Annotated in this window: 12 protein-coding genes; 8 read left to right on the top strand and 4 right to left on the bottom strand. The window is 43.6% G+C overall.

The window, feature by feature from the left end:
• Nucleotides 1-2: 2 nt before the first annotated feature.
• Nucleotides 3-395: a helix-turn-helix transcriptional regulator gene (locus tag WBJ53_RS15420; protein ID WP_338877044.1), complete on the bottom strand. Its 393-nt coding sequence runs from the start codon at nt 393-395 to the stop codon at nt 3-5.
• 197 nt (nt 396-592) lie between these two features.
• Here WBJ53_RS15420 and WBJ53_RS15415 point away from each other — a divergent pair, with 197 nt between their 5' ends.
• The 5 genes from WBJ53_RS15415 (at nt 593) to WBJ53_RS15395 (ending at nt 7709) form a co-directional block, all read left to right on the top strand.
• Nucleotides 593-754, top strand: coding sequence for a hypothetical protein (locus WBJ53_RS15415; RefSeq protein WP_338877043.1), 162 nt, complete (start codon nt 593-595; stop codon nt 752-754).
• Between the two features lie 795 nt (nt 755-1549).
• Entirely contained in the window at nt 1550-2710 is a 1161-nt protein-coding gene (locus tag WBJ53_RS15410) for a hypothetical protein (protein ID WP_338877042.1), read from the top strand.
• Nucleotides 2707-4191: an MBL fold metallo-hydrolase gene (locus WBJ53_RS15405; RefSeq protein ID WP_338877041.1), complete on the top strand. Its 1485-nt coding sequence runs from the start codon at nt 2707-2709 to the stop codon at nt 4189-4191. Before WBJ53_RS15410 ends, WBJ53_RS15405 begins: the two co-directional genes overlap by 4 nt.
• A gap of 9 nt (nt 4192-4200) precedes the next feature.
• Nucleotides 4201-6405 (top strand): peptidase domain-containing ABC transporter, encoded by a 2205-nt coding sequence (locus tag WBJ53_RS15400; protein WP_338877040.1) that lies wholly within the window; start codon nt 4201-4203, stop codon nt 6403-6405.
• Nucleotides 6405-7709 carry an HlyD family efflux transporter periplasmic adaptor subunit gene (locus WBJ53_RS15395; protein ID WP_338877039.1) on the top strand — a complete coding sequence of 435 codons (1305 nt, stop codon included), beginning with the start codon at nt 6405-6407 and terminating at the stop codon, nt 7707-7709. The genes WBJ53_RS15400 and WBJ53_RS15395 overlap by 1 nt, the downstream gene beginning before the upstream one ends.
• Before the next feature lie 148 nt (nt 7710-7857).
• Here the strand turns inward: WBJ53_RS15395 and WBJ53_RS15390 are convergent, their stop codons facing one another.
• The 3 genes from WBJ53_RS15390 to WBJ53_RS15380 all read right to left on the bottom strand — a co-directional run bounded on the left by WBJ53_RS15390 (nt 7858) and on the right by WBJ53_RS15380 (nt 10094).
• Nucleotides 7858-8265, bottom strand: a complete 408-nt coding sequence (locus WBJ53_RS15390; RefSeq protein WP_338877038.1) for a hypothetical protein — start codon at nt 8263-8265, stop codon at nt 7858-7860.
• Nucleotides 8262-9518 carry an MFS transporter gene (locus tag WBJ53_RS15385; RefSeq protein ID WP_338877037.1) on the bottom strand — a complete coding sequence of 419 codons (1257 nt, stop codon included), beginning with the start codon at nt 9516-9518 and terminating at the stop codon, nt 8262-8264. The genes WBJ53_RS15390 and WBJ53_RS15385 overlap by 4 nt, the downstream gene beginning before the upstream one ends.
• A gap of 78 nt (nt 9519-9596) precedes the next feature.
• A complete protein-coding gene (locus WBJ53_RS15380) occupies nt 9597-10094 on the bottom strand; it encodes a DUF4440 domain-containing protein (RefSeq protein WP_338877036.1) in 498 nt (165 codons plus the stop codon).
• A gap of 183 nt (nt 10095-10277) precedes the next feature.
• On the opposite strand from WBJ53_RS15380, the gene mltG reads away from it, so the two are divergent.
• From mltG to WBJ53_RS15365, 3 genes are all read left to right on the top strand, one after another.
• Complete coding sequence (mltG, locus tag WBJ53_RS15375; protein WP_338877035.1) at nt 10278-11315, top strand: endolytic transglycosylase MltG; 1038 nt, start codon at nt 10278-10280, stop codon at nt 11313-11315.
• 80 nt (nt 11316-11395) lie between these two features.
• Nucleotides 11396-11815: a thioesterase family protein gene (locus WBJ53_RS15370; RefSeq protein ID WP_338877034.1), complete on the top strand. Its 420-nt coding sequence runs from the start codon at nt 11396-11398 to the stop codon at nt 11813-11815.
• Nucleotides 11816-12019: 204 nt separating this feature from the next.
• Nucleotides 12020-12973, top strand: coding sequence for a YihY/virulence factor BrkB family protein (locus WBJ53_RS15365; protein WP_338877033.1), 954 nt, complete (start codon nt 12020-12022; stop codon nt 12971-12973).
• The last annotated feature ends 259 nt before the right edge of the window (nt 12974-13232 follow it).

The following is a 13232-nucleotide window of genomic DNA, read 5'->3' as shown; positions in this document are numbered from 1 at the left end:
AGCTACGCGGCTTTCTGTGTTTCTTCAAGCTGAACATTCCTGATTCTGAGCACTTCGTTCTCCTGTTTTAGAAGTTTAATAACTTCGTCCTTACTACTGAGTAAATCTTTGTAGAGATCATGTAGTTGCTGCTGCCCGGCTTCCTCTTCATTTTTTCTTACTTCGCCATCAGTCTGTTTGCGAGCGGTATTAGCAACAGTAATCTCAGGCAATAGCTCATCAATATCGATATCAAGCACCCGTAGTAGCATGGGCAAATAGTCGATCCGCATACCTGATACGTCCGCTTCCCAGTTATAATACGTTGTCTGCGATATACCAACGAGTTCAGCAACTTCAGCCTGTGATAAGCGTCGTTTCTGGCGGGATTTGCGAAGTCTGGTTCCTAATGTCATATAAACTAAATGATCAAACATTATTATCAGACGTAAATCCCCCCCCTATAAGTAACCTATTATGAAAAAAAATTAAAAATTTAATTAAATCAATTATTTTTACATAATCAGTTACTAAACTACTTTTCTCATCTTTGCTCCTGCCAAAGCAACAACGCACTATTGCAACACAACTATTCCCTTTGGCACAAACATACATGAAACGATTATCATTAGATGAATTAAAAGCACAGGCAACGCAAAAAGATCAATTAGCACAAAACGTTGAAGTTAATTTGGAAGCTATTAAAGGTGGTGATGTAGATTGGTGCCATGTAGCAGAGGTTTTGAAAAAAATTGAACAATTTATTTTCTTTTAGTTTACTGTCTTCCCACCTACCATTGTTTTAATAATGGTAGGTGGGAAGATGACTTAAGAATAAATCATATATAAATTTTCTCATTAGCTATTATGTCATTAAAACCAATCAAAGATTTCTTCATTTTTTTATTTTCCATTTTATTTTTATCTATTTTATCCACTGTATTGATTGAATATCTACTTAATAAATTAAGTATTAATCTTCCCGAAAGTCATTTGTTCAAGTTTAGAAAAGATCAAAGTACCCTAGAAATTATATCACTTTATTGTATTTTGGGTCCTATAGTTGAAGAGCTATCATTCAGATTACCTTTAAAGCTTAATAATATAAATTTATCTGTTAGTTTAACGTTCTTTCTTTATTTTATTTTATCATTTTTCTTCCATACACACCTCTATGTCATTAATAGTACTAATTACACAATAATAATAATAGCAATTATCACTGGGTTCACATTATTTTTTTTGTTAAATAAATATAACGTAAATATTCTTTTATCCAAATTTACTTTAACTAATAACCCATGGAAAATAACTATTTTTTACTCTGTTTTATTTGCCATTCTTCATTTGGTTAACTACAATCCCATAGAGAGCAACAAACTTTACATTATCGCAATAATTACACCTAAAATAATTAGCGGCATACTATTTTCAATAGCTCGACTAAAATACAATTTAATATTTTCTATTTTATTGCACATGGCTATAAACTCGATTGGATTATCTCCTTTCTTTTTAAGCCTCTAACATTAACATTCCAATAAAATTACATGTGGATATATAATTTATCATGAATACCTTACTATATTTCCCTTTCAAGAAGGAACAGTTAGACAATCATCAAGCTTCCCTCTCCGATACAATCCGAATGGCTGTATACCAGAAAGATGAAACTTTATTTGAGTTACTTGATTATAATGATGATCGCATCTTTTTAGAGCCAACATTGTTCTGCCAATTTTTATCTGACATCGACAAATCAGAGTTAACTCCGCTGGAACAATGCCTATTTGGATACATACCGGTGGAAGATCGGCCATCGTCTCTAACTGTCAAAGCAGATCGGTTCGGGCTGGTAAATTTGCCCAATCTAGGCTACGTTCGGGCTAAGCCGTATGAAACGTTTACACTCAGTACTACAGAGTTGGATCAGTTGTTAATTCCCAATCAATTTTTACCCAGTAGTTCAATTCGGTTTTGCTGGCATCCTACCGATTTATTAGGGTATCAAAAGAATATTACGTTTTACGAGTCAACAGAACTAACTGTTCAAAATTATCAGAAATCTCTTTTTCTGGCCGTTCACTTCTTTCAAACGAATTTACCTGATTTCTGGCAGCTTATAGAAACCGTTACGCGCGAGTTTGTCGTATTCAACAGCCCACCCGAGCATCATTCGTTTGCTGGTATCATGCATCATGGTACGGCTTATTTCAATGTAGAAAACACAACGAAATCAGCCGTCTTTTTCATTGATGATATTGCGCATCAGTGTGGGCATATTATTTTTAATGCCTTAACACTAGATACGAATCAGTATTTACGGGTTCCGAAAGATTTTCCGCTAAAAGAATTTACGGGATATGATGGAGAACGTAGAGGTGTCTATGGAGCCTTCCATGGGCTGTTTACTTATACAACCATTCTGCATTCGCTGGATACGCTTCTTAGCAGCCCTTCAAATTTCGATGATGCCTTACGTCATGAAGCCCTTGGCCGATTAGGTTTTTACCTCGACAAGTTTGGTTTTGATCTTGTCAACCTGAATAACCCTAACATTCTTACTGAAACTAGCATGGATTTTCATCGACAGTTTGCCATCGGTTATAACTATATTCGTCAGAAGTATCAGTCGGCTTTGTCTGGGTTTTCTTATCAAAATCAGCCGTATACTTTTCAATACAATCTGTTCAGCCACCTCAACCCACTCCCTAAAACGCGCGTTGTATGAAATTAATTTATTTAACGTTAGCCTTAGCCGTTAGTACGTTTCAAGTACGGGCACAGACAACAGCTAATTACCAGAAAGCATTAGCCATTTTAGATAAAGCCATTCAGGCAACCGGTAAAACGATTCCAGATCATATTCTGCTCAACAGCAGCGGAACCATACATAATCTGGGTCATTACGAAACCCCGGAAAAAACGAAAGAAATACCTGTCGATGAAACTGTTGCTTTTTTTCAGGATGAACAGATTGCTTACCTGCACTCAGCCATTCAAAACAATGGCGGTTCATACACCCGTACGGCTGTAAGCAAAGCGGACTCGCTCTATTCAATCAGCTACTACAATCGAATACCTGTTCGGGGCATAGCCCAGGATTTTCGATATGAGGCTGCTCGCCTACTACCTGTTAAACTCCTGCAATTTGCCCGCGAAAATCGGCAGTCATTACGTTACCTAGGTCAACAGGAAGGCCATTACCTGCTATCATTCAGCTATAAACCCAATGATGCTGTTACGTTGTATATCAATAAAAAGACTCACTTACTCAATAAAACAGAAACGCTGGGTTATAGCGACCGCTATGGTGACGTAACGTTTAGCAGCGAATACAACGGCTATGAAGATAAGAACGGTTTGAAAACGCCCAAAAGCCGTACTGATTATGAGTTCGGTAAAGCGGAGCGCGATGTAACGTATAAAGACATACGTTTCGATATTAAACCAGATACCAGCGATTTAAAAATCAAATGGACGCCAATAGCGTTTCGGAATGCTCTACCGCAGATCGTAAAAAAAGCAGACTTGTTGTCATTTGAAACGATTGCCCCAAACATTGATCTGGTTAAGATTAATTCACAGAACAATAAAGTGCTGATTGTACAATTCGCCGACCATACAGCCTTGTTCGAAAGTCCATCAGGAATTGGGTTGAACACACAGATTTTACAAGAAATCCAGCAAAGATACCCACAGAAGCCACTCAAACAGATTTTCCTTACGCACCATCACCCCGACCATGCAGGTGGCATTCGTGCGTTCGCGGCTCTGCCTGTAACATTCATTACCACATCAGGCAATGAAACGTATTTTAGAAAGCTACTGGGCAATACTCATACATTAAGCGAAACACAATTGTCGAGTGAAACAACCTACAAATTCGATTTCGTCCCTACGGATGGTAAGAAAATATATACAGATGCTCAGACGGAAGTAGTTGCCTACGAAATTGGTAAAGGTACCAGCCATACGGCCGAACATCTGGTCTTCTATTTTCCGCAGCAAAAGCTCCTCTGGTCAGGCGATTTATTGTTCTTCCGCGCCGATGGCCGAGTCATGCCCATGGGCGACCGTGGAAAGGCTGTTTATAAGCTTATTACAAACCAGAGCCTGGCCATCGATAAAATCTATACCTCATGGCCACTGAACGGTCAGGCAGCCTATGGATCGGTTGAAGATCTGCGAAAATCAGTGGGAACGAACTAATTGGGTATCGTGGCAAAAAAATATCCGTTCTATCGGCAGTACGATTTAATGGACTGTGGTCCTACCTGCCTGCGCATGATCAGCAAGTTTTACGGCAAAACACTGGACGCGGCTTACCTGCGCGAGATCGCCAGTCTGGCCCGAGACGGTACGACATTGGGCGGACTTGCCGATGCAGCCGAACGTATTGGCTTTGGTACTCTGGCCCTGAATGCACCCTATGATACGCTGGCCGAACAGATCCCATTACCATGTATAGCTCACTGGCGTCAACGGCATTTTGTGGTTGTATACGAAGCCAATCCGAGCAAAGTACTTGTTGCCGATCCGGGCCATGGGCTGATTACGTATACCCGACAGGAATTTCTCAAAGGCTGGATTCCTGAAAAAGTAGCAACGCAGGAGTCGGAAGGTGTATTATTAGTTTTTGAGCCCACTCCGAAATTTTATGAACTGGAAACCCCGGATATTAAAAAGAAAACATTCAGTGGTTTTCTATCTCGTTATTTCCGACCTTACAATCGTTATGGATTACAGTTGTTTCTGAGCCTACTGACTATCAGTCTACTCCAGCTAGCCTTACCGTTTTTAACCCAGCAAATTGTCGATACGGGCATAAATACCCGAAACCTAAATTTCATTTACCTGATCCTGATTGCTCAACTAGTTTTATTCGTCTCGCAAACAGGTGTAAACGTACTACGAAGCTGGATTTTGCTACACGTAACAAGCCGCGTTAACCTGCGTATGTTATCCGATTTCATGATGAAACTGATGCGGCTTCCCATCGCCTTTTTCGATGCGAAAGGTACCGGCGATATTCTGCAACGTATTCAGGATCACAATCGTTTGCAGGCATTTCTATCGGCCAATACGTTAGACGTACTTTTTTCGGGCATTACGTTCCTCATTTTTGGTGCCATTCTATTTTATTTCAACGCCCAATTGTTTTTTATTTTTCTAATCGGCTCAACTGTCTATATGCTTTGGGTTTTGCTCTTTTTGAAGCAACGTGCCGAACTCGACTACCGTTACTTCGATCAGGCGGCAGGCAATCAGAGCAGTGCAATTCAACTGATCAATGGCATGCAGGAGATCAAACTCAACGGATCAGAAAAACGCCGACGCTGGGAGTGGGAAGCCATACAAGCCCGTTTGTTCAGGCTCAATATCCGCAGTATGGCTCTTTCACAAACGCAAAATGAAGGGGGACGATTTCTGAATGAAGTCAAAAATATTCTGATCAGCTTCGTGGCGGCCAAATCGGTGATTGACGGCCAAATTTCACTTGGTTCCATGCTATCGGTTCAGTATATCGTTGGCCAGATGAACGTACCGATCAACAATTTTATCACCTTCATCAGAACCTATCAGGATGCCAAACTCAGCCTGAATCGACTCACCGAAATTCATGATAAGCCAGATGAAGAACCGACTGACGCGGGTATGATTTACGAATTGCCCATCGAAAAAAGCATCCGTTTTGACAATGTCAGTTTCCGGTATGGCAGTAGTTCTTCTGAAAACGTCCTGAAAAATATCAGCTTTACAATTCCGGAAGGAAAAGTTACAGCTATTGTTGGGGCAAGTGGCAGCGGAAAAACAACGTTGCTAAAGCTCCTGCTCAAATTTTACGAACCCACTCTCGGACAGATCCATGTTGGTAATAGTAATCTTAAACACATCAGTTACGATTTCTGGCGTAGTCAGTGCGGAACAGTTATGCAGGAAGGGTATATCTTTTCGGATTCGATTGCCCGAAACGTAAGTGAATCCGATTCAAATGGTCTGATTAACCGTAAAAAACTTCGTAGTGCTGTTTCAACAGCCAATATTGAATCCTTTATTGAAGGATTGCCCAATGGTTATAATACACGTATCGGCTCTAGCGGAATCGGTATTAGTGGAGGCCAGAAACAACGTATTCTGATAGCACGCGCTGTGTATAAAAACCCGGAATTTCTATTTTTCGATGAAGCAACCAGTGCGCTTGATGCGACAAACGAAGCAATCATTATGAATAATCTGGAAACATTTTTTAAAAACAGAACGGTCGTTATTGTCGCACACCGGTTGAGCACTGTAAAAAACGCCGACCAGATTATCGTGCTTGACAAAGGGCAAATTGTTGAGCACGGCACTCATCTTGATCTAATAAGCCAGAAAAAATACTATCATTCTCTTGTAAAAAATCAACTGGAACTGGGCAATTAATGGAATCGATAGATATAGAGGAACAGGATAGCCAAAGTGAAGCCGTCAGAGATTTCATCGACCAGATTCCTAACTGGCTTATCCGCTGGGGCATTACCGTTATCTTTCTGGCTGTTATGGCTGGCTTTTTCATAAGCTGGCTGATTCATTATCCGACCATTGTCATTGCCTCCTTCCGGCTGACTGCTCAGAATGCCCCTAAGCCTGTAATCGTTAAATTCGACGGTCGAATAACAAGGCTTTTTGTTCATGATGAGCAACACGTAGTGGCCGGTCAAACAATAGCTTATCTGGAATCTACGGCCAATCATGGTCAGATCTTACAATTACTGAAACAATTACAAACATTGCGCCAGATCATTAACATAGATCGATTTGAGCGACTGAATACGTTTCCTGCCCATCAGTTTCAGGAATTAGGCGAATTACAGCCTGCTTACGAAAGTTTTATGGAGTCGTATATCCAAACGCTTGCGCTTTTCTCGAATAGATACTATGCCAAACGTAAAGCATTCTTACACCAGGAACTAGCCGATCTGATAAAAACGCAGCAGCAGCTTTCGCAACAGTATGCCGTTTATATTGAGGATGAAAAACTGGCGCAAAAAGAGTTAGCTATTCATAAAAAACTGTATCAGGGAAGAGACATATCACCTTTGGATTATCAGCGGGAGGAAAGCAAATATATTTCCAAGCGCTTACCTATAAAACAGACAGAGGTTGCCATTACGTCTAACTCAACCGCCCAAACCCAGAAACGTAGAGAACTTACAGAACTAGATCGGCAAACGACAGAACAAAAAAATCAATTCAGACAGGCGGTTAATACATTAATCAGCGCGCTGACAGATTGGAAGAAGCGCTATTTGCTGGAATCTCCAGTATCCGGAAATATCCATTTTTCGATGGTTTTACAGGAAAACCAACCTATAAAGTCTGGCACTGAGATTATGTATGTAGGACCAGCAAAAATGAATAACTACTTTGGTGAACTGAGAATTCCGCAAGCTAACTTTGGCCGGGTTAAAACAGGGCAGAAAGTACTTATTAAATTTCAGGGATACCCATTTGAAGAATATGGTGCGGTAGAAGGCATCATACATACCGTTTCACAGATTCCGTCACAGGACAATTCTTATTTTGCCGCAACGGTCGAATTACCAAATGGATTGCAAACTACGTATGCTAAACATCTCGTTTATAAGACAGGTATGGAAGCCACTGGCGAGATTATCACAGAAGATTTGCGGCTTATAGAACGAGTATTTTATCAACTGAGGAGAGCGGTTTACCAACGGCAATAACAATTCAGAGTTTTAACTTAACTCACACCAACGCTATTTATATTTCTCCACCACAATTTGGATACATCTGTAATCGGTGAACCAATAGCCATCCCGGAAAAGACTTGGACGAAGTTCCCTGTTAGCAGAATCAAGTACGGTCTATATTCTAGTCTATACTTCTTATCAGTTTAATAATCCGCTCAATAGCTCTGTCTATATCGCTCCGTTTCTGATGGGGCGAATCGAACCGGTTGAACGGCCGAAGTTCCAGCACAAACGTTTCTTCGACCGCATCGTCGTCGATGGGTGTGTAAAGCCGATAGCCACGAACTGTTACCGGCAAAATGCCATGCTGGTTTTTAAACCGGGTAAGCACAAAGGCCAGCAGGGTTTCTACGGCAACGATACTCACGCCCGCCGTGGGCACAAACCGGACTTCGGCGTGGTTACGGTCGACCAGGGTTTGCTCGTCGGGGCGAAAATGCCCTTCGCAGCTCGAAAAGGTCTGAACAATTCCCGTCGCATTCAGCGCATCGACCAACGGCCGAATCCGGGGTTCGAGTATATCGGTCATGGTTCTCCATCCAGTAAAGCTACTTCGTCGGCTTCGTCGATATGATGTGGCCCCGGCTTTACGCCCAGCCGCCAATACCAGCCCAGATACAGGACGGCCACCAGTGCCAGTCCGCCCGACACCGCAAATGAGGCATCGATACCTGCTTCGCCAATCATGTGGTTCAGCAGCCAGCCCGACGCCACAGCCCCCAGTCCTATTCCGGCTTCCAGGGCAATATACATGGTAGCCATGGCACGTCCCCGCGTATGCTCATCGCTCAGGTCGGCCGTCCAGGCCTGGATGGTCGGCGAGTTCATGCCCCACGACATGCCATAAAAAACGGCCGCCGTCCAGAACCAGATTTTTGCATCAGTATTGCCAGGGTTCGTCAGATAAAGCAAGCTCATCGAAAACGCCAGCACAATGGTCGACACAAACAACACCGGCACGCGCCCGTATCGGTCCGACGTTTTACTGAACATCAACCGAACGGCCAGTGAAGCAATCGTATAGACGGTAAAAAACAACCCTTTGTTTGTGATACCGAGCGACGCACTTACCGACGAAATTACGGTCAGAATTACACCGGACGAAAACGACTGAAGTAATAAAACCAGAAACGGTGGCAAGGCCTGTTTGTCGAAGACCTCGTCTTTTTTCAGTTTCAGCAAACCGAATCGGAATGGTTGCCGTTTGAGCAGTGTTTCGGGCATCTGAAGCAGAATACCAATCGACAATAGTGCAAAAGCCGAGGAGGTCCAGAACATAACGTTCATCGAATAATCGTCGGCCAGCCAACTGCCAATGGCTGGCCCCAGCGACATTCCCATTGCCGTAAACAGGCCCAGCATCCCCATCGCTTCGCCCCGTCGGTTAGCCGGAACCACATCGGCAACATAGGCGGCAGTAGCCGTTGGCTTGGTTCCGGTCGAAAAACCATGGATCAATCGAAGGGTCAGAAAGCCCCATACCGTAATCAGGTATGGATACAAAAAACCGCAGAGAAAGCACACTATAGAGCCAAAAGCCATCACCGGTACCCGCCCGACAGTATCGGTGATTTTACCGCTGAACGGCCGCGAAACACCAGCCGTAAAGGTGAATAAGGCAATAATTAACCCAACATATTCCCGTCCGCCCAGCTTCGTCAGATAGTCGGGGAGTTCGGGAATCATCATCGAAAAACTAGCCGAAAACAGGAAGTTGCTGAAACAAAGCAACCAAAAGGAGAGCGTATAGAGCGATGTTGACGATTGACGGGAAAATGGCAAGTTCGTAAAGCGACGTTTGTATCTGCAAAGGTAGCGGGTTCCGATGAACTGTAGGCTAAAAACCCAAATCCGGCTCCGTTATTTAGGTTCAGGAGTGGTATTACCACCATCGATAACAAACCGCCACTGCCCATTGCGCTGTCGCTTCCATACGGTTACATAAACGCCATACTGTGCTTTGCGCTTACCAGCCTCGTCTTTAGATGTCAGCATCCATTGACCAAAGGTGTAGCCTAATTCACCCGACTGAGCAGCATCGGCTTTTAGTACCTGCCACGACAGCACCGACCCATCGCTGGGCAGTTGGCTCATCTGCGCCCGAATGGCATCGAAACCCACTGTTGGGGCAGTTCCATCATTCATTTTAATGGCCTCATCGGCCGCATAGGTCGTAAAGGCCTTGGCCAAGCCCTGTTTTTCGGCCATAATACTAAAATTCTGGTCGGCTTCGCGAATTTCATCGATGGCTTTCTGGCGCATGGCGGCTGCCGGATTCATGGCTCGGGGACTATCAACCCGCGTTCGGCAGGAGGCTGCCCACACAAAAATTAGCAAAAGAGAAAGTGAGATCTTCATTTTGGGTAGGGAATGATTGGTTTTGTTTTGGCTAACTTTGCATAACAATGCATTCTTAAAAAAATGAATAATGAACAATGCGTAATGAACCCTAAACAATTGTAATGCCAAAAATAGACCCGGCTTTTTTGGCCAATTGCCGTTCATTATCCGTTATTCATTATCCATTATTCATTTTCTGTCATGTCTCGTAATCTAAAAATTGGTCTGTTCCTGACCTTTTCTATCCTGCTCACCACATTTACGTTTTATTTCTGGCAGGTATTCAAAAGCCCTAATCTTCAAGTTAGAGATAACGACAAAACGTTTGCTCTGCTTATTCCAAAAGGTGCAACGTTCGAATCGGTTATGGATACGCTCCAAAAGCACGATGTCATTAATGATGAGCTATCGTTCCGGTTTCTGGCAAAACTGATGAAATACCCGGAACGCGTGAAAGAAGGTCGTTATGAGATCAGGCCACGCATGGGCAACCGCGAAGCACTCGTTAAACTGCGTAGCGGTAGCCAGGATGCTATGCCCGTTACGTTCAATACGGTTCGGCTCAAAAGCGACCTCATCCAGCGGCTGGGCAGTAAATTTGAGTTTGGTCCCGCTGCTCTCGGTAACTTACTGAACGATCCGGCAACCTGCGAAAAATTCGGTTTCGATACAACCACTATCGTATGTATGTTTCTGCCCAATACCTACGAGTTTTTCTGGACAATTAAACCGGAAGCGTTTCTGGAGCGGATGGGCAACGAATATAAAAAATTCTGGACCCCCGAGCGTCAGGCCAAGGCTCAGGCCCTGGGCCTGAGTCAGACGCAGGTTCAGGTACTAGCCTCTATTGTAGCTGCCGAAACCAACAAACGCGACGAACAACCACGCGTGGCGGGCGTTTATCTGAACCGGCTCAAAAAGGGTATAAAACTCGAAGCGGATCCAACTGTCATTTTCGCCCTGCGCGATTTCGGCATCCGTCGACTCCTGAACAAACAACTGACCGTTGATTCGCCCTATAACACGTATCGTTATGCGGGCCTGCCTCCCGGCCCTATTAACCTCCCCGCTCCTGCCACAATCGACGCCGTTCTGAATGCCGAGCACCACGATTACCTGTATTTTGTAGTAAATGCCAACTTCAACGGCTACCATACGTTCTCAAAAACACTATCGGAACATCTGGCCAATGCCCGCCTGTATCAACAGGCACTTACCCGGATGAAAATCATGAAATAACAGTCGATCAGTTCATTGCGGGAAGGCCCTGAAAACGATGCTCATTGCTTTCCCGCAACACACGATCCTTTACGCTCCCTATGTTTACTTATGACGTTACCGGTATCCGCGTTCGGTATTACGATACCGATCAGATGGGCATTGTTTATTACGGAAATTATGCCCGTTTTTATGAAATCGGCCGGGTTGAAGCACTCCGTTATCTGGGTATGGAGTATAAAACCCTCGAAGAAAGTGGGGTCAGTATGCCCGTTTATGCTATGAATTCCCGCTTCATCAGACCCGCCAAATATGACGACCTGCTCACCGTCCGGGTAACGATTCCTCAACTACCCAATACCCGAATTCTGTTTCAGTACGAGATTTTCAATCAGGCGGGTATATTACTCAACACCGGCGAAACAACCCTGATTTTTCTAAAATCGGCAACGGGCCGACCGGGGCCCGCACCACATGATTTGCTGGACGCGATCAAACCTTTTTTCGAGCAGCCAGTTTAACTAAATGAACATGCAGTGGAAACTGACAATTAGTTAACCGCTTACTATACAGATCATTATTCCGACATCTTCCGGTAAAATTTAGTTTGTCACACTTTATCTGTCATTGATAATCAGATAATTCGCCGGTCTGCCAGTAAGACCATTCGCTGTTCGTAAGCTCTAGTTGCTGCCCTGCTCCGCCAATAACTCACTGACTTACGTATGTTTGAAAAATTAATGAGCTTTAAGTCGTTACGGAACACCCGCATTTGGCTCCGAACTCACAATGCGCTCAACTCCCGAATAAGCTGGTACCATTTTCTGCGAAGAATTACCACTCAGATTTCGCAAAACGATACCAGCGAGCGGGCGGCCTCGGTGTCTTACAGCCTGATTCTGGCCGTATTCCCAACTATCATTTTTCTCTTCACGCTGATTCCTTACATACCCATTCCGAACCTCGAAGAGCAAATTATGAGCTTTTTGCAGGAAGTGCTGCCCGGCGACACCTTCAGTACGGTCGAAATAACCATCCGCGACATCATCAGTCGACCTCGTGGCGGAGTTCTGTCGTTTGGTTTTCTGCTCGCCCTATATTCGGCAACGAGCGGTGTGGTTGCCCTGATGAATGCGTTCAACTCGTCGAATGAAACCGAAGATCGGCGCAGTTTTTTTAAGATTCGCGCCATTGCTGTTGGGCTAACATTACTTCTGGCCTTTGCGCTGGTTCTGGCTATCATTGTACTGATTGTTGGCGGTGTAGTCAGTGATTATTTATTACGGTTTGGCATTCTGAACAATGTTGTCTTTATTAACCTGTTAGCCTTAGGACGGTATTTACTGGTTTTTGCCGTTTTTGTAGCAACTCTGTCGGTCATCTACCATTTTGGTCCCGATGTTAAAATGAAATGGACTTTTGTGATACCAGGTTCCGTTTTGGCTTCAGTCCTTATTGTGCTTACCACGCTGGGCTTTTCCTACTATGTTTCCAATTTTGGCTCCTACAACAAAGTGTACGGGTCTATTGGCACACTGATCGCACTCATGATCTGGATCAACCTGGTGTCGCTGTTATTAATTATTGGTTTCGAAATGAATGTAGCACTCTATGATCTGGAAGGCGATCCTGATCCTAGTGTTGAAGCAAAAACAACAAACGCCACCCCTAATAGCTGAGATGGCGTTTGCAAACCCTAACCCATAAATGTAAGTTCGGTTGGTGGATCAGAACCTGATACCAACACAACCGCTCCTTTATTCTTCCGAAAAATCGTGCCAATTATGATACTTCGTTAATATTGATGTATTCTTTTTTCCGTTTACTCAAAAAAGTACAAACTGGTGACAAAGCATTTTTAAATTTGCATTAGATGCCACGGTATATAGTGTTACTACATCTTTATTGACTTATTTTATTTATTGATCAGGCTGCATG

Origin of the sequence: Spirosoma sp. SC4-14 (genome assembly GCF_037201965.1) — a bacterium.
GTDB lineage: Bacteria > Bacteroidota > Bacteroidia > Cytophagales > Spirosomataceae > Spirosoma.
The sequence above is the reverse complement of the archived record's forward strand: the minus strand, read 5'-3'. Positions and strand labels throughout refer to the sequence as shown.

Coding starts and splice junctions, on each gene's coding strand:
- WBJ53_RS15420 (WP_338877044.1), bottom strand. CDS start 395: ATGACATTAGGAACCAGACTTCGCAAATCCCGCCAGAAACGACGCTTA.
- WBJ53_RS15415 (WP_338877043.1), top strand. CDS start 593: ATGAAACGATTATCATTAGATGAATTAAAAGCACAGGCAACGCAAAAA.
- WBJ53_RS15410 (WP_338877042.1), top strand. CDS start 1,550: ATGAATACCTTACTATATTTCCCTTTCAAGAAGGAACAGTTAGACAAT.
- WBJ53_RS15405 (WP_338877041.1), top strand. CDS start 2,707: ATGAAATTAATTTATTTAACGTTAGCCTTAGCCGTTAGTACGTTTCAA.
- WBJ53_RS15395 (WP_338877039.1), top strand. CDS start 6,405: ATGGAATCGATAGATATAGAGGAACAGGATAGCCAAAGTGAAGCCGTC.
- WBJ53_RS15390 (WP_338877038.1), bottom strand. CDS start 8,265: ATGACCGATATACTCGAACCCCGGATTCGGCCGTTGGTCGATGCGCTG.
- WBJ53_RS15380 (WP_338877036.1), bottom strand. CDS start 10,094: ATGAAGATCTCACTTTCTCTTTTGCTAATTTTTGTGTGGGCAGCCTCC.
- mltG (WP_338877035.1), top strand. CDS start 10,278: ATGTCTCGTAATCTAAAAATTGGTCTGTTCCTGACCTTTTCTATCCTG.
- WBJ53_RS15370 (WP_338877034.1), top strand. CDS start 11,396: ATGTTTACTTATGACGTTACCGGTATCCGCGTTCGGTATTACGATACC.
- WBJ53_RS15365 (WP_338877033.1), top strand. CDS start 12,020: ATGTTTGAAAAATTAATGAGCTTTAAGTCGTTACGGAACACCCGCATT.